Below are 14,484 nucleotides of genomic sequence, written 5' to 3' on the forward strand. Positions count from 1 at the left end.
CGCTGCCGGCGGCGGGCCAGGATCTGCGCGTCGCGACCTTTCATACGGACCTGTCGCAACGCGGCCCGGGCCTGATGCTTCGCGAGATCCTGAAGCCGTCCGGGCCCGCCCGCGTCGTGGCGGGCGCGGTGGCCGAAATCGCGCCGGACGTGCTGGTCCTGCAGGACGTGGATTACGACGCGTCCCTTGCCGGTCTGCGCGCCCTGGCCGATCTGATCCAGGACGAAGGCGGGCCGCTCTATCCCCACCTTTTCGCAAGGCTGCCGAATAGCGGGATGCCGTCCGGCTTCGATCTGGACGGCGACGGGCTCCTTGGAGGACCGCGCGATGCGCAGGGCTATGGGCGGTTCGAGGGCGATGGCGGGATGGCGATCCTGTCGCTATACCCGATGGACGAGGACGGGATTCGGGATTTCTCGGACCTGCTGTGGGACGACCTGCCCGACGCCATCGCGCCCGAGCCACCCTTTCCATCGCCGCAGGCGGCCGCCGCCCGTCGGCTGTCTTCGGTTGGCCACTGGGTCGTGCCGGTCACGCTGCCCTCCGGCCCGCTGCACCTGATGACGTGGAGCGCGACCCCGCCAATTTTCGACGGACCCGAAGATCTGAACGGGCGGCGCAACCATGACGAGGCCGCGCTGTGGCTGCGACTGCTGGACGGGGATTTGGGCGACGTTCCCGACGCACCCTTCGTGATCCTGGGCAACGCCAACCTGGACCCCGTCGACGGGGACGGGGTGCGCGGCGCCTTGACCCGCCTTCTGGCGGATCCGCGCTTGCAGGATCCGAAGCCGCGCGGTGATCCGAAGCCCGACAGGTCCGGCCAGGTCCATCGGGGCGACCCGGCCCTGGACACGGCTGCATATGACGGGGCGGGCAACCTGCGGGTCAGCTACGTCCTGCCCTCTGCCGACATCGTCGTCCGCGACAGCGGCGTCTTCTGGCCGAAGCTCGACGCCCTGGGCAAGGACGACCTGGGCCCCCGTCACGCCATCGTCTGGGCCGACCTGACGCTTCGCTGACGCAGGCGGCGAACGCGGCCCTCAGGGGCCTTCCGAGCGCCACTTGAGCCGACCCCGCCGCGGCGCCGCTTGACGCCCCTCAGCCCCCGCTATACCCCGCCCGCAACCTTTCGCGACGGAGCGCACCCATGCCCAATCCTTCCCTTTTGATCCTGCCCGGCGACGGAATCGGCCCCGAGGTCATGGCAGAGGTGCGCAAGATCATCGACTGGATGGGCGATAACCGCGGCCTGGTCTTCGACGTGACCGAGGACCTGGTGGGCGGCTGCGCCTATGACAAGCACGGCACGCCCCTGACCGACGCCACCATGGAGCAGGCCCAGAAGGTCGACGCGGTGCTTCTTGGCGCCGTGGGCGGTCCGAAATACGACGACCTGGATTTCAGCGTGAAGCCCGAGCGGGGCCTGCTGCGCCTGCGCAAGGAAATGGACCTATTCGCCAACCTGCGCCCCGCGCAATGCTTCGACGCGCTGGCCGACTTCTCGTCGCTGAAGCGCGACGTGGTTGCGGGCCTGGACATCGTCATCGTCCGCGAACTGACCAGCGGCATCTATTTCGGCGAGCCGCGTGGCATCATCGAAGAAGGCAACGAGCGCGTCGGCATCAACACCCAGCGCTACACCGAATCCGAGATCGAGCGCGTCTGCCGATCGGCTTTCGAGCTTGCCATGAAGCGCAGCAAGAAGCTGTGCTCGATGGAAAAGGCCAACGTGATGGAATCGGGCGTGCTGTGGCGGCAGGTCGCCACCGAGGTGGGCCGCGACTATCCCGAGGTCGAGCTGTCGCACATGTATGCCGATAACGGCGCCATGCAGCTGGTGCGCAAGCCCAAGCAGTTCGACGTGATCGTGACCGACAACCTGTTCGGCGACCTTCTGTCAGACGCCGCGGCGATGCTGACAGGCTCGCTGGGCATGCTGCCGTCGGCATCGCTGGGCGCGCCCATGGAAAACGGCCGACCCAAGGCACTTTACGAGCCGGTCCACGGCTCGGCCCCCGATATCGCAGGACAGGGCAAGGCCAATCCCATCGCCTGCATCCTCAGCTTCGCCATGGCGCTGCGCTACAGCTTCGACCGGGGCGACGATGCGCTGGCCGTGGAAGGTGCTGTGGAAGCCGTGCTGGCGCAGGGCCTGCGGACGGCGGACCTGCTGGGCGAAGATGGCACCGACGCGGTCACGACATCGGAGATGGGTGACGCGATCGTGGCCGCGCTGGGCGCAAGCTAGGTCGTCACGCCGTCCAGCAGGCAATCGTCGACCTGCGTGTCGCCGTGCAGCACGCTGACATCGCCGGTGTCTTCGAGGATGACGGCGCGGACGTCCTGCAGGCGAAGGGCATTCGCCTCGCGCAGCTTGCCCATCAGGTCCGAGCGGCTGACGCGCCCCCGGCGCAGGTTCTCTTCGATGATCTCGCCGTCCCGCATCAGCAAAAGCGGCGAGTTGTCGACCGTCCGGTGAAACCAGCCCAGCCGCGTGCGCGCCGTCGAAATCGCGCGCTGCACGACGAACAGCGCGACCAGCGCGCCCATGTTGCCCCAGAATGCCGACGGTTGACCGGCCATCACGGCACTTGCCAAGACCGAGCCCTTGGCAACCGTGATCGCGAAATCGAAGCCCGACATCTTCGAAAAACTGCGCAGACCGTTCAGGCGGGTGAGCACGATAATCAGCGCGACCACCAGCGCGGCGCGCAGCAAGATATAGACGATATCCATGAAGAACTCCCTTCGGCCCACAGCGCGGCGTGTTCCGAATAGTTCCCCTTGACGAAGGCGGCGCATGGGCGTTCACGGTGGCCCATGTTCAATCGCATGCCGCCCTCGTTGGCCGGACCGCTTCTGGCGCTGCTGGCCTTCGCCCTGTTCGCCACCCACGATGTGGTGGTGAAGGGGCTGGGCGCGCATTACTCGTCGTTCCAGATCATCTTCTTCTCGGTGCTGCTGGGCTTCCCGCTGGCGACCGTCATGCTGATGCGCGATCCGACGCCGGGCACGCTGCGCCCCGTGCATCCGTGGTGGACGGCGCTTCGAACCGTGGCGGGCGTGTCGGCGCTGATGGGGGCGTTCTATGCCTTCTCGAACCTGCCGCTGGCGCAGGTCTACGCGCTGATCTTCGCCTCGCCCCTGCTGGTCACGGTTCTGTCGATCCCGATCCTTGGCGAACGGGTCGGCCTGCACCGCTGGGCCGCGGTCGCTGCCGGGCTGATCGGTGTGCTGGTGGTGCTTCGGCCGTGGAACGTGGACAACCTGACCCTGGGCCACGCCGCCGCGCTGCTAACGGCGATCGGCAGTTCGACCGCCTCGGTGGTGGTGCGCAAGATCGGCCGGGACGAGCGCGGCGTCGTGCTGCTGCTCTATCCCATGGTGGCGAATTTCGTGCTGACGGGGGCGATGTTGCCTTTGGTGTATCGCCCGATGGAGGCCATCCACCTGGGCATGGTCGCCGCCGTTGCCGCGTTGGCATTTGCCGCCGGGTTGCTGATGATCTCGGCCTACCGCCTGGGCGAGGCCGCGACGGTCGCGCCCATGCAATACTCGCAGATCATCTGGGCCGCGATCTTCGGGGCCCTGCTGTTCAACGAACGGCCCGACACGATGACGTGGATCGGGGCGGCGATCATCATCGCTTCGGGGCTTTACATCGTGCTGCGCGAATCCATGGGCGGGGGCTCGCGGGTTCAGCCCGTGGGCGGCTACCGCACGCGCATGGAAAACGTCGCCATGCCGCGGATCCCGGCGCTGCTGCGGCTGCAGGCAAACCGTATGCCGGCCGGCTATGAAGCGCTTGCAAAGCGCACCCCGAAGCAATAGTCCACGCCACACGGTCGGGCTGTAGCGCAGCCTGGTAGCGCACCTGCTTCGGGAGCAGGGGGTCGGAGGTTCGAATCCTCTCAGCCCGACCAGAATTCACTTAAAGTTTACGAACAAGCGACGCCGCTTCCCTGCTCAGGCGCGGGATCTGGCGCGATCGGCCTGTTCCAGTTGCGCGAAGACGCCGATCAGCGCGCCCGTGCGCCCCTCGCCCCACGGGGTCTCGGGGCGATCCGCCTGTGCGGCCGCGTCGACCAGGAACGCGGTCTCGGGCAAGGGCCGCGCGTACAGGACGGCCGAGCGCGGCATCGAGACGGATACGCCCGCGCGCAGGATCGACAGGCCCAGCCACCCGACCTTCTGCCGTTTCGACGTGCGTCCCCGCCAGCTGACCGAATCGTAGCCGTTGCGACGCACGGCCGTGCCGATCCCCGCGTAGATGTGGCGCGCCGCGAAGATGCCGGGTCGCGCCGCAAGGGGTAGCGCAGCCACCCCGGCCTCGGCCCGGAAATACAGCCGGTCGGCGTGGTCCAGCAGGCGGCGCACCATCGCGCGTACGGCGTCGGTGGGCAGCGGGTCCGCGAAGAAGGCGTCGGGATCGATCCGCGCCTCGTCCAGCCAGTCGGTGGGCAGGTAGATGCGGCGGGCGCGCGCATCCTCGCCCACGTCGCGGGCGATGTTGGTCAGCTGCATCGCGACGCCCAGGTCGCAGGCGCGGGCCAGCGCGTGACGGTCCCGCACGCCCATCAGCACGCACATCATCGCGCCCACGGCGGCCGCGACGCGCGCGGAATAGTCGTGCAGACCCGAAATATCGGCGTAGCGATGTTCCAGCGCGTCCCAGGCCAGCCCTTCGAGCAGCGCGTCGGGCAGCGCGCGCGGCATGTGGAAGTCGTCGATCACCGACGCGAAGGCACGGTCGGCGGGCGCGTTGCGGGGCCGCCCGGCATAGGCGAGGTCCAGCCGGTCGCGCAGGCGCAGCACCGCGCCGGTCTTGTCGTCGTGCAGGTCCACCGCGTCGTCGGCGAGCCGACAGAAGGCATAGAGCGCCAGCGCCGGGTCGCGCACGCGGGCGGGCAGAAGCCGGGACGCCGTGTGGAAGGACAGCGACCCGTGGCGGATCGCGTCGCGGCAGTGCTGCATGTCGGCGGGAGCGATCATTCGGCGGCCAGTTTCACGGGCGCGGCCATGGGACGCGCGGGATCGGGGACGAGCTTGCCCAGCACCTCGGCCGACGAGATCACGCCGGGCAGGCCCGCACCGGGATGGGTGCCCGCGCCGACCAGGAACAGGCCCCGCGCCTCTTCGCTGATATTGTGCGGGCGGAACCAGGCCGATTGCAGGATGCGCGGCTCGATGGAAAAGCCCGATCCGTGCGGCGACAGGTAGCGGTCACGGAAGTCCGGCGGCGTCATGACGTGGCTGGCGGTGATCCGGTCGCGGAAGCCCGGCATCAGCGTTTCCAGCTGCGCGGCGACCTTGTCCTGGTAGGCGTCGGCCTCGGCCGTCCAATCGGCGGCATGGTCGAAACCCAGGTGCGGGACCGGCGACAGCGCGTAGAAGGTATCGCCGCCCTCGGGCGCGACCGTGTCATCGGTGACCGAGGGGCGATGCAGGTAGAGCGACATGTCGTCGGACAGCTGCCCCTTGATGAAGATGTCGCGGACCAGCCCCTTGTAGCGCGGCCCGTTCAGGATCGTGTGGTGGCCCACGTCCGGCCACATCTCGGCGGTGCCTTCGGTCCCGAAATACCAGACGTAAAGCCCCATGGACCACCGGCGGGATTTCAGCTTGGCGGGCGTCCAGCGCTTGCGGGGATTGGCGCGCAGCAGCCGGTCGTAGGTGTGGCCCGCATCGGCGTTCGACACCACGAGGTCGGCGTCTTCCGTGCTGCCATCCGTCATCCGCACGCCCTGCACCACGCCGTCGGTCACGACGATCTCGTCCACCTCGGCGCCGAATCGCACCGCGCCGCCCTGATCCTCGATCACGCGGACCATGGCTTCGGCCATCGCGGCCACGCCGCCGATGGCGTAGTGGACGCCGAATTCCTTTTCCAGGTGGCTGACCAAAATATACATGGACGTCACGTTGAACGGATCGCCGCCGATGAACAGCGGGTGGAAGCTGAACGCCATCTGCAGGCGCGGATCGCGGAACCGCTTCTTCGCGTGGGCCGCGACCGATCGGTCGGCGCGCAGCCAGGCGAATTTCGGCAGGACCGCGATCAGGTCCAGCAGCTTGTGCATGGACCGGCGGCCCAGATCCTCGAACCCGAAGCGGTAGCGCGCCTCGCTGTCCTTCAGGAATTTGTCGTAGCCCTTCACGTCGCCGGGCGACAGGCGCGCGACCTCGGCCCGCATGGCGTCGGTGTCCTGGCGCGCGGTGAAGGACGATCCGTCGGGCCAGCGGATCTGGTAGAACGGGTCGAGACTGCGCAAATCCACGTCGGCGTCGAAGTCGCGGCCACAGGCGGCCCAAAGCTCGCGGAAGAGCTGCGGCACGGTGACGATGGTCGGCCCCAGGTCGAAGCGATGGCCCCCGTCATGGATGGCCGAGCCGCGCCCGCCGGGGCTGTCCAGCCGGTCGAGCACGGTGACCCGGTACCCTTTCGCCCCCAGTCGCATGGCGGCGGCCAGACCGCCAAGCCCCGCACCGATGACGATGGCATGGCTGGGATCGCGGGAAGGGGATGCAGTTGTCATGGAAAAAATCCTATACCTGTCAACCTAGCCTGACAATCGCCGATTTGAAGCGGCGGCACTTTGCAAAGTCCCGCAAAAGTGTATCATCTGGTTGACACTATGCGACTGCTTCGTGGAGGCCACCCCATCCAGACCGTGACCCTTTCGATCCACCGTTTCGACACGGTGCGCGCACGATTGTGGGTGCTGGGCCAGATGGCGCTGGCGCGGCTGTCGTTGGCACGCATGGACGATTGCCAGTTCTGGAAACTGTGCGGCTCGGGCATGGGCGAAGGCTTCACGCCGATCCCCAACACCGCGGTCTGGGCGATCCTGGCCTGCTGGCCCGACGAAGACACGGCAAGACGCCGCCTGTCCACGGCGCCCGTGTTCCGGCGCTGGCGCGCGCGGGCATCCGAAAGCTGGACGCTGTTTCTGCATCCCACCTCGGCGCGGGGGACATGGTCCGGGCAGACCCCGTTCCGGCCGGGCGAAGATACGCAAGGCCCGCTGGCCGCGCTGACCCGCGCGACGATCCGGCCCCGCTACCTGCTGCCGTTCTGGGGCAAGGTGCCCGCGATTTCGGACGTCATCGGCAGCGACGGGAACGTCGCTTTCAAGATCGGCATCGGCGAATTGCCGTGGCTGCACCAAGTCACGTTCTCGGTCTGGCCGGACGCCGACTCCATGGCCGATTTCGCCCGCCGCGACGGGCCGCACGCCCGCGCCATCAAGGCGGTGCGCGACGGCGACTGGTTTTCCGAAGAGCTTTACGCGCGGTTCCGCGTGATCGACACGCGCGGCCACTGGTCCGACGCGCGCCCCCTTCCCATAGGTGATCCGACATGACCAAACCCTTCCCCTTCTCGGCCATCGTCGGCCAGGACGACATGAAGCAGGCGATGGTCCTGACAGCCGTCGACCCCAGCATCGGCGGCGTGCTGGTCTTCGGCGACCGGGGAACGGGCAAGTCCACCGCCGTGCGCGCCCTGGCAGCGCTCTTGCCGCCGATCCGGCAGGTGGCGGGATGTCCGGTCAACAGCGCGCGCAAGGCCGATTGCCCCGATTGGGCCGAGGTCGAGGACACGCGCCTAGTCAACCGGCCGACGCCGGTGGTGGACCTGCCGCTGGGCGTGACCGAGGACCGCGTGACCGGCGCGCTGGATATCGAGCGCGCGCTGACGCGGGGCGAAAAGGCGTTTCAGCCCGGTCTTCTGGCCCGCGCGAACCGGGGGTATCTCTATATCGACGAGGTCAATCTGCTCGAGGACCACATCGTCGACCTGCTGCTCGACGTGGCGCAGTCGGGCGAAAACGTGGTCGAGCGCGAAGGCATGTCCATCCGCCACCCCGCGCGCTTCGTGCTGGTGGGCTCGGGCAACCCCGAAGAAGGCGAATTGCGGCCCCAGCTGCTGGACCGCTTCGGGCTGTCGGTCGACGTGACAAGCCCGCGCGACGTGGACACCCGCGTCGAGGTGGTGCGCCGCCGCGACGCGTATGAGCGGGACGGCAAGGCGTTCCTCCGGGACTGGGAAGCAGCGGATGCGGATCTGCGCAAGGCGATCCTGGCGGCGCGGAAAGCCCTGGTGAAGATCGCGACGCCGGACGCGATCCTGCGCGATTGCGCGGCCTTGTGCATCGCGCTGGGTGCGGACGGGTTGCGGGGCGAGTTGACCTTGCTGAAGACCGCCCGCGCCCAAGCGGCCTATGAGGGCGCGACCGACGTTTCGCGCGCGCATCTGCGGCGGGTCGCCCCCATGGCATTGCAGCACCGGCTGCGCCGCGACCCGATGGACGAGGCCGGATCGGCCACGCGCGTCATGCGGGTCGTGACCGAAACCCTGGGGCCGATCCAGGCCGCCGCGGAATGAACGACGGGCATCCTTGGGGGCTGGCGCGCGATGCATTGCGTCTGATCGCCCTCGATCCCGTCGGCATGGCCGGGCTGTGGCTGCGGGCCCGCCCCGGCCCCGCCCGCGATGGCGTGACGGCGGCGTTGGAAGCGCTGTCGCCGCGCCGCATCCATCCCGGCCTGTCGGACGAGGCGCTGGACGGCGGGCTGGACCTGGCGGCCACCCTGGCGGCAGGTGCGCCGCGCTACCGCGACAGCATCCTAGCGGGCGGCGGATTGGTGTGCCTCGCCATGGCCGAGCGGTGCTCCGCGGCGCTTGCGGCCCGGCTTTGCCAGGCGATGGACGCGGGTCACTGCGGGCTGGTCGCCCTGGACGAAGCCGCGGAAGAGGGCGAGGGGATGCCGCTCGCCCTGCGCGATCGGTTGGGGCTGTTCGTGGCCCTGGACGGGATCGCGCTGGCTGACCTTGCCCCCCTTGCGCCGATCGCGGTCGATCCCGCGACCCGCACCCGCTACGCAGACCTGGCGCTGACCGAAGACGATCATCGCACGCTGGTCGAAACCTGCGCGGCCCTCGGCATCGATTCCCTGCGGGCGCCCCTGCTGGCGGGGCGGGCCGCTCGCGGCCTGGCGGCCCTGGCCGGGCGCGACGCGATCAGCGCCCGGGATCTTCAACGCGCGGCGATGCTCGCCCTCGCGCATCGCGGATCGCCCGCCGCGGACGAGGCCGACACAACGCCCGACCCTACCCCCGAGCCCGACACCACCGATCAGGACGACGCGCCCGAGACCGCCGCATCCTTGCCGAGCGAGCTTCTGGTCGAAGCCGCGCTGGCCACCCTGCCCCAGGACCTGCTCGCGCGCCTGGCGGATGATCGGCAGGCGCGCAGCGCAAGCTCGGCGCATGGGTCAGGTGCGGCGATCCGGGGAAACCGGCGCGGCCGCCCCCTGGCATCGCGGCCGGGCCGACTTGACGGGTCCGCCAGGCTGGATGTCACGGCCACGCTGCGCGCGGCGGCCCCGTGGCAGACCCTTCGCGCCGCGCAAGGCGGAAAGCGCCTGGTGCACTTGCGGCCGTCGGACTTCCGGATCCGTCGGTTCGACCAGAAATCGGATCGCCTGCTGATCTTCACGCTGGACGCTTCGGGATCGCAGGCGATGGCGCGGCTGGCCGAGGTCAAAGGGGCGATCGAGTTGCTTTTGTCGCAATCCTACGCGCGCCGCGATCACGTGGCGCTGATCGGGTTTCGCGGGACCGTGGCAGAGCTTCTTCTGCCCCCGACACGCTCGCTGGTGCAGACCAAGCGCCGCCTCGCGGCCCTGCCCGGTGGCGGCGGCACCCCGCTTGCCGCGGGGCTGACCGCAGCGCTGGACCTGGCACGGCAGGTCGCTGGGCAGGGCTTCACCCCGTCGATCGTCGTCCTGACGGATGGTCGCGCGAATATCGACCTGGGGGGCCAGGCGGATCGGATGCGCGCGGGGCAGGACGCAGCACGGGTGGCGCGGGTGATCGGCGCCACGCGTCCCGGAGGTCTGGTGATCGATACGGGGCGGCGGGCCAACGCCCAGCTGCAGGAGCTGGCGGGCCGGATGGCCGCCCATTACCTGCCCTTGCCCCGCGTGGACGCATCACAGCTTGGAACTGCCGTCCGCCCGATCCTGGCGAGCTGAGATGCGCGGTAGCCCGACAGATTTGCATTGGCCGCATGCCGATTCCTCGCACTTCTTCGATGTGCGACCGCATCGCTGGCACGTTCAGCTGCTTGGCGCAGGACCGGATATCCTATTTTTGCACGGAACCGGGGCGTCGACCCACGCCTGGGCCGATGTGCTGACGCGTCTGTCGCGGGATTTTCGCGTCATCGCGGTCGATCTGCCGGGGCATGGCTTCACCCGGCTTGGCTCCCGGCACAGATCCCGTCCGAACACGATGGCCGCAGACCTATGGGCCCTTGCCATGGCGCAAGGCTGGAGCCCTTCGGCGATCGTGGGGCATTCGGCCGGGGCGGCACTTGCGCTGACGATGGCCGGTATCCCGAGATCGGGCCAGAGCGTGCCTCACGTCGTGGGAATAAACGGGGCGCTGGATGGCTTCGACGGGGCGGCCGGGTGGCTTTTCCCCATCGCCGCGCGCGCCATGGCGACACTTCCCGGCGTGCCATCGGCCCTGGCGCAATTGGGTCGGGACCGATCCCGCGTCGAAAAGCTACTGAAGCAAACCGGCTCGACGCTGAAGCCCGACGCGATCACCCGATACGCGAACCTCTTTTCGGACCGAGATCACCTGGAGGGCACGCTTCAGATGATGTCCCAATGGTCAACCTCGCATCTGCCGCACCTGCTCAAGAGCTGGACCGGGCGGTTGGACCTGCTGGCGGGCGATCGCGATCGGACGGTCCCACCAGACGTCTCAAGACGCGCCGCGCAGAGCGCACGGAATGGTCATTTTGTACAGCTTGAGAATCTCGGCCATCTCGCCGCCGAAGAGGATCCCGACCAGGTCGCGTCGCTTCTTCACGACATCCTGCGCGGAGATACCCGTCGATGAGCCTGGCGGTCGGCCGCGTTACTGAACAATGAACTCGGCATGCAACGCGCCCGCTGCCTTGATGCTTTTCAGGATATCGATCATGTCTCGTGGCGCGACGCCCAAGGCATTCAAACCCGATACGACCTCGGCGAGCGATGTGCCCTCGGGGACCTCCGCCAACCCAATTCCAGGCTCTTCCTCCAGGGCGGCATTGGTGCGGGGGACGACCAGGGTTTCCCCGGGCGCGAAAGGGTTGGGCTGGGCCACGAGCGGCGCTTCTTCCACCCGGATGGTCAATCCACCCTGGCTCACGGCCACGCGGGAAATCCGGACGTCATCGCCCATGACGATCGTGCCGGACCTTTGATCGACAACCACCCGGGCCTTCCGTTCGGGCTCCACACGGATATTCTCGATCCGGCCGATGGCATGGGCAGGAGACCTTGCCTGCGTGGCGACGATATCGACCTGCACGGTCCCCGAATCCAGCATCAGCGCGACGCGCCGGTTCAGCGCGGAATTGATCGCCGCTTCGATGCGCGCGGCGGTCGTGAAATCCGGCGATCTGAGAGCCAGCCGGACCGAGGTGAGCTGCGTGAAGTCAAACTCGATCTCGCGTTCGACGCGGGCGCCCGCAGGGATCGTGCCCGACGTGGGAACACCTTGTGTCACCTCCGCGGCGTCGCCCTCGGCAGTGGCACCACCCGCGATGATCGGACCCTGAGCGACGGCATAGATCTGACCGTCCGCCGCGTTCAGGGGCGTCATCACCAAGGTGCCGCCCAACAGCGAACTGGCGTCACCGATGGCAGATACCGAAACGTCGATCTGGCTTCCCGACCTGGAAAAGGGTGGCAAAACGGCGGTCACAAGCACTGCTGCGACGTTCTTCGGCCGGAACTGTTCGCCCGTCACGTTCACGCCCAGCCGTTCCAGGATATTGGTCATGATTTCTTCGGTGAAGGGCGCGTTGCGCAGTCCGTCACCCGTGCCGTTCAGGCCGACGACCAACCCGTACCCCACAAGATCGTTGCCGCGCACGCCGTCGAATTCGACGAGGTCCTTGATGCGAACCGGAGCCGACACAGCCGACGTCGCCGAGATCAGCATCGCGAAAAGGATCAGGATGACCTGCTTCATCAAATGTAATTCGTCAGGCTGAGACGCGAGAGGCGGGCGGTCAGCGTGTAAAGTTGTTCCAGCTGCAACTGGGTCTGCTCGAGCCGCGTGGCGGTATCGAAGGGATCGGCACCGATCAGATCCAGCCTTGCCTGCTGCAACGAAAGATCCTCGGATGCCAGTTGGGTGATCGCAGCATCGATCCGGGCTTCCGTGGATCCGACACGCGCCCGCACATCCGTCACGCTGTCCTTGGCCGTCAGAAGCTGACCGGCCGCGTTGCTGGCAAGCGCCTCGGATTGGATGCGGTCGAGGGCGATGGTGGTCTGGCCGAGCATGGCCGCCTTGGCGAGGCTGGCCAGGGTTTGCCTGAACACGTCATCGTCGGCACGCACATCCAGAGACACACGTTCGTTCGGGGCGATTTCGACGGGCGCAAGGTCGGTCGCGCTGCCCAAGTAATCGACCGTATCGAAGGCTCCACCCGCGGCGAAATATTGGTCGATCGCCAGGATGACGTCGGCCGCTTCTGTGGCGCCGCTCACCAGCGCGCGAATATCGGAAAGAATCAGGTCGCCCGAACGCAGGGGCACCGTTCCCGTCGTCGTACCCGAGAAGTTTTGCCGATTTCCCGTCGATCCGTTCAAGGTCGAGACGATGGCCTCGAAGGCTTTCGCGCTGTCATCGGCCACGATCGGAAGTGACGACTGCGTGATGCTCTGGGCCGTCTTCAGCACGCCGGGCAGTGCAAGATCGACCTGGCTGTCGATTTGTCTCAGGGCGATTTGCAGGCCATCGGCCTGGAAGCGCGTTTCCTTTGCCACGCCGGTGAATGTCCGCGTGATGGAAAGGCCACGCTCGAGTGCGGAATAGGCGGATGCGTTGCCCGCGGCAGCACTTCGCGGGTCGGCGACAAGACCTGTGGTAAGTTCCTTGGCAAGAAGCCCCAATTCCTGATTGAGGCGGGCATTCGCCCGGCGATTGACGAAAGTCTGGGCGAGATCGCCGATGGATGTGAGGGGCATGGCCTAGATCTCCAAAAGGCGTGACAGCATGGCGTCGGCGGCTTGCATCACTTTCGTGTTCGCTCCGTAGATCTGTTCGATCAGAAGCAGATTTTGCAGCTCGGCGTCCGTATCGACACCTTGGACAAGCTCTTGGCGCATCAACTCGGACAGCTGGTTTTCGGCGTAAACGGTCATGTCCTGAGCGCGAAAGAGCTCGGCGCCCGCAAGACCCATCGCGTCATCCGCCTGGCCGCCGAAACCGAGGGACGCGGTACCGAGCGCCGCGGAACCGGCGACCGAAGTTGCCGTCAACGCGACGCGCCGGGCCTGCAGAAGCGCGGCATCCCCCTGCGGGCCGGGCAGGGCCGCGCCGAGCCCATCGCGCAAGCGCCATGCCTCACCGCCTTGTTTGGGGTCGGCGGCGGCATTCAGGGCAAGCCGTGACGCAAGGCCCGGCTCGTTTGCTACGAGGAAGGCCCCGCCATCATCCGTGAACAGACCGGGATCCCCGGCGGCGAGTGTCGGATCGAGCCCGGACATGCGTTCGATCAGATCCCGCGCCAGACCATCAAGCCTCGCTTGTCCTTGGGGTCCGATCTGGTCGCGCACGTCGAATGCCGCTTGCAGCGATCCGCCCGACATGCGGCCACGGTCATTGGTCATGTCGACCGCGATCCCGTTGATACTCAATCCCGACAACGGTGTCCCCAGGCTCGCCGTGGCCGACATGGCGCTTGCCCGTGAGAAGTCGATCTGGACCGGGCTGTCTTCCAGAAGGATTTGCCCGCCGAGGGTCACCAGGGCGACGGCATCGTTGGGTCGCGGCATCTCGCGCAGCGGGACGATGGTCGCCAGTTGATCGATCTCGCGCTGGCGCAGGTCCTTCAGCTGGTTCGTATCGCCCCCCCGGAAACGGGCCTTCAGGATTTCACCGTTCAACTCGTCGATGCGAGCCAATCCAGCGTTCAACGCGTCCACCTGATCGGAAATCTGGCGATCCGCGCGCAATCGGACGGTCTGAATATCGTCGCTGGCACGGTTGAAGAACGAAGCCAGATCACGCGCGCCATCGGCCAGGGCATTGAGACGCGCCGAGGAGTCCGGTTGACTTGCCGACTCGAGCAGCAGGGCGTCGAACCTGGCCACGCGACCCGAAAGCGACCCGGTGTCGCCGATCGCTCCGAGAGCGTCCGAAATCGCCGTGAGGGCCGCCGAGCGTGTCGACGCGAAACCGGTTTCGGCTTCCGAGGCGCGCCGCTCCCCGAGAAGTGCGCCGCTCACGGCGCGGGTCACCCCCGCAACCTCGACACCGCCATAGCGCGCGCCAGACAGGTCGATTTCGCGCCGCGCATAGCCCGGGGTCAGCGCGTTGGAGATATTGGAGGAAACGACCTGCGCGGATCGTCCCGCTGCGCCGAGACCGGAGAGCGCAGCATTCAGGGCAACGGAAATGCTCAT

General features: G+C 67.6%; 13 protein-coding genes and 1 tRNA gene. 8 read left to right on the plus strand and 6 right to left on the minus strand.

Translation table 11 applies throughout. The features are described from left to right. Positions 1-74 precede the first annotated feature (74 nt). Positions 75-1,022 (plus strand): endonuclease/exonuclease/phosphatase family protein, encoded by a 948-nt coding sequence (locus ILP92_RS01680; RefSeq protein WP_198914624.1) that lies wholly within the window; start codon positions 75-77, stop codon positions 1,020-1,022. A 128-nt stretch (positions 1,023-1,150) separates the two neighbouring features. Next, complete coding sequence (leuB, locus tag ILP92_RS01685) at positions 1,151-2,251, plus strand: 3-isopropylmalate dehydrogenase (RefSeq protein ID WP_198914625.1); 1,101 nt, start codon at positions 1,151-1,153, stop codon at positions 2,249-2,251. Here the strand turns inward: leuB and ILP92_RS01690 are convergent. Next, on the minus strand, positions 2,248-2,739 hold the full coding sequence (locus tag ILP92_RS01690) for a DUF421 domain-containing protein (protein WP_198914626.1): 492 nt from the start codon (positions 2,737-2,739) through the stop codon (positions 2,248-2,250). The genes leuB and ILP92_RS01690 overlap by 4 nt on opposite strands. 96 nt (positions 2,740-2,835) lie before the next feature. Here ILP92_RS01690 and ILP92_RS01695 point away from each other — a divergent pair, with 96 nt between their 5' ends. Next, complete coding sequence (locus ILP92_RS01695; RefSeq protein WP_198914862.1) at positions 2,836-3,834, plus strand: DMT family transporter; 999 nt, start codon at positions 2,836-2,838, stop codon at positions 3,832-3,834. A gap of 15 nt (positions 3,835-3,849) precedes the next feature. Continuing rightward, positions 3,850-3,926, plus strand: a tRNA-Pro gene (locus ILP92_RS01700). A gap of 43 nt (positions 3,927-3,969) precedes the next feature. Here the strand turns inward: ILP92_RS01700 and crtB are convergent. Together crtB and ILP92_RS01710 are read right to left on the minus strand one after the other, a co-directional pair. After that, entirely contained in the window at positions 3,970-4,995 is a 1,026-nt protein-coding gene (crtB, locus tag ILP92_RS01705) for a 15-cis-phytoene synthase (protein WP_198914627.1), read from the minus strand. After that, positions 4,992-6,539: a phytoene desaturase gene (locus ILP92_RS01710; protein ID WP_198914628.1), complete on the minus strand. Its 1,548-nt coding sequence runs from the start codon at positions 6,537-6,539 to the stop codon at positions 4,992-4,994. The genes crtB and ILP92_RS01710 overlap by 4 nt, the downstream gene beginning before the upstream one ends. 99 nt (positions 6,540-6,638) lie before the next feature. Here ILP92_RS01710 and crtA point away from each other — a divergent pair, with 99 nt between their 5' ends. The 4 genes from crtA to bchO are packed head-to-tail and all read left to right on the plus strand — an operon-like array spanning position 6,639 to position 10,918. Continuing rightward, on the plus strand, positions 6,639-7,367 hold the full coding sequence (gene crtA, locus ILP92_RS01715) for a spheroidene monooxygenase (RefSeq protein ID WP_214649915.1): 729 nt from the start codon (positions 6,639-6,641) through the stop codon (positions 7,365-7,367). Then, positions 7,364-8,389: a magnesium chelatase ATPase subunit I gene (gene bchI / locus ILP92_RS01720; protein WP_198914629.1), complete on the plus strand. Its 1,026-nt coding sequence runs from the start codon at positions 7,364-7,366 to the stop codon at positions 8,387-8,389. The genes crtA and bchI overlap by 4 nt, the downstream gene beginning before the upstream one ends. Next, positions 8,386-10,041: a magnesium chelatase subunit D gene (locus tag ILP92_RS01725; protein WP_198914630.1), complete on the plus strand. Its 1,656-nt coding sequence runs from the start codon at positions 8,386-8,388 to the stop codon at positions 10,039-10,041. Before bchI ends, ILP92_RS01725 begins: the two co-directional genes overlap by 4 nt. 1 nt (position 10,042) lies before the next feature. Then, positions 10,043-10,918 carry an alpha/beta fold hydrolase BchO gene (gene bchO, locus ILP92_RS01730; RefSeq protein WP_198914631.1) on the plus strand — a complete coding sequence of 292 codons (876 nt, stop codon included), beginning with the start codon at positions 10,043-10,045 and terminating at the stop codon, positions 10,916-10,918. Positions 10,919-10,936: 18 nt separating this feature from the next. Here the strand turns inward: bchO and ILP92_RS01735 are convergent, their stop codons facing one another. From ILP92_RS01735 to flgK, 3 genes are read right to left on the minus strand one after another with little or no spacing between them, the layout of a single operon-like run. Next, on the minus strand, positions 10,937-12,040 hold the full coding sequence (locus tag ILP92_RS01735; RefSeq protein ID WP_198914632.1) for a flagellar basal body P-ring protein FlgI: 1,104 nt from the start codon (positions 12,038-12,040) through the stop codon (positions 10,937-10,939). Further along, on the minus strand, positions 12,040-13,044 hold the full coding sequence (locus tag ILP92_RS01740; protein ID WP_198914633.1) for a flagellin: 1,005 nt from the start codon (positions 13,042-13,044) through the stop codon (positions 12,040-12,042). Before ILP92_RS01740 ends, ILP92_RS01735 begins: the two co-directional genes overlap by 1 nt. A 3-nt stretch (positions 13,045-13,047) precedes the next feature. After that, the gene (gene flgK, locus ILP92_RS01745; RefSeq protein ID WP_198914634.1) at positions 13,048-14,484 is read right to left on the minus strand and encodes a flagellar hook-associated protein FlgK; all 1,437 of its coding nucleotides are present in this window, start codon (positions 14,482-14,484) and stop codon (positions 13,048-13,050) included.

The sequence above is a fragment of the Palleronia pontilimi genome (assembly GCF_016412875.1).
Lineage (GTDB): Bacteria > Pseudomonadota > Alphaproteobacteria > Rhodobacterales > Rhodobacteraceae > Palleronia > Palleronia pontilimi.

Coding starts and splice junctions, on each gene's coding strand:
- ILP92_RS01695 (WP_198914862.1), top strand. CDS start 2,836: ATGCCGCCCTCGTTGGCCGGACCGCTTCTGGCGCTGCTGGCCTTCGCC.
- crtA (WP_214649915.1), top strand. CDS start 6,639: ATGCGACTGCTTCGTGGAGGCCACCCCATCCAGACCGTGACCCTTTCG.
- bchI (WP_198914629.1), top strand. CDS start 7,364: ATGACCAAACCCTTCCCCTTCTCGGCCATCGTCGGCCAGGACGACATG.
- flgK (WP_198914634.1), bottom strand. CDS start 14,484: ATGAGCATTTCCGTTGCCCTGAATGCTGCGCTCTCCGGTCTCGGCGCA.
- ILP92_RS01710 (WP_198914628.1), bottom strand. CDS start 6,539: ATGACAACTGCATCCCCTTCCCGCGATCCCAGCCATGCCATCGTCATC.
- ILP92_RS01740 (WP_198914633.1), bottom strand. CDS start 13,044: ATGCCCCTCACATCCATCGGCGATCTCGCCCAGACTTTCGTCAATCGC.
- ILP92_RS01690 (WP_198914626.1), bottom strand. CDS start 2,739: ATGGATATCGTCTATATCTTGCTGCGCGCCGCGCTGGTGGTCGCGCTG.
- ILP92_RS01725 (WP_198914630.1), top strand. CDS start 8,386: ATGAACGACGGGCATCCTTGGGGGCTGGCGCGCGATGCATTGCGTCTG.
- crtB (WP_198914627.1), bottom strand. CDS start 4,995: ATGATCGCTCCCGCCGACATGCAGCACTGCCGCGACGCGATCCGCCAC.
- ILP92_RS01735 (WP_198914632.1), bottom strand. CDS start 12,040: ATGAAGCAGGTCATCCTGATCCTTTTCGCGATGCTGATCTCGGCGACG.
- bchO (WP_198914631.1), top strand. CDS start 10,043: ATGCGCGGTAGCCCGACAGATTTGCATTGGCCGCATGCCGATTCCTCG.
- ILP92_RS01680 (WP_198914624.1), top strand. CDS start 75: ATGCTTCGCGAGATCCTGAAGCCGTCCGGGCCCGCCCGCGTCGTGGCG.
- leuB (WP_198914625.1), top strand. CDS start 1,151: ATGCCCAATCCTTCCCTTTTGATCCTGCCCGGCGACGGAATCGGCCCC.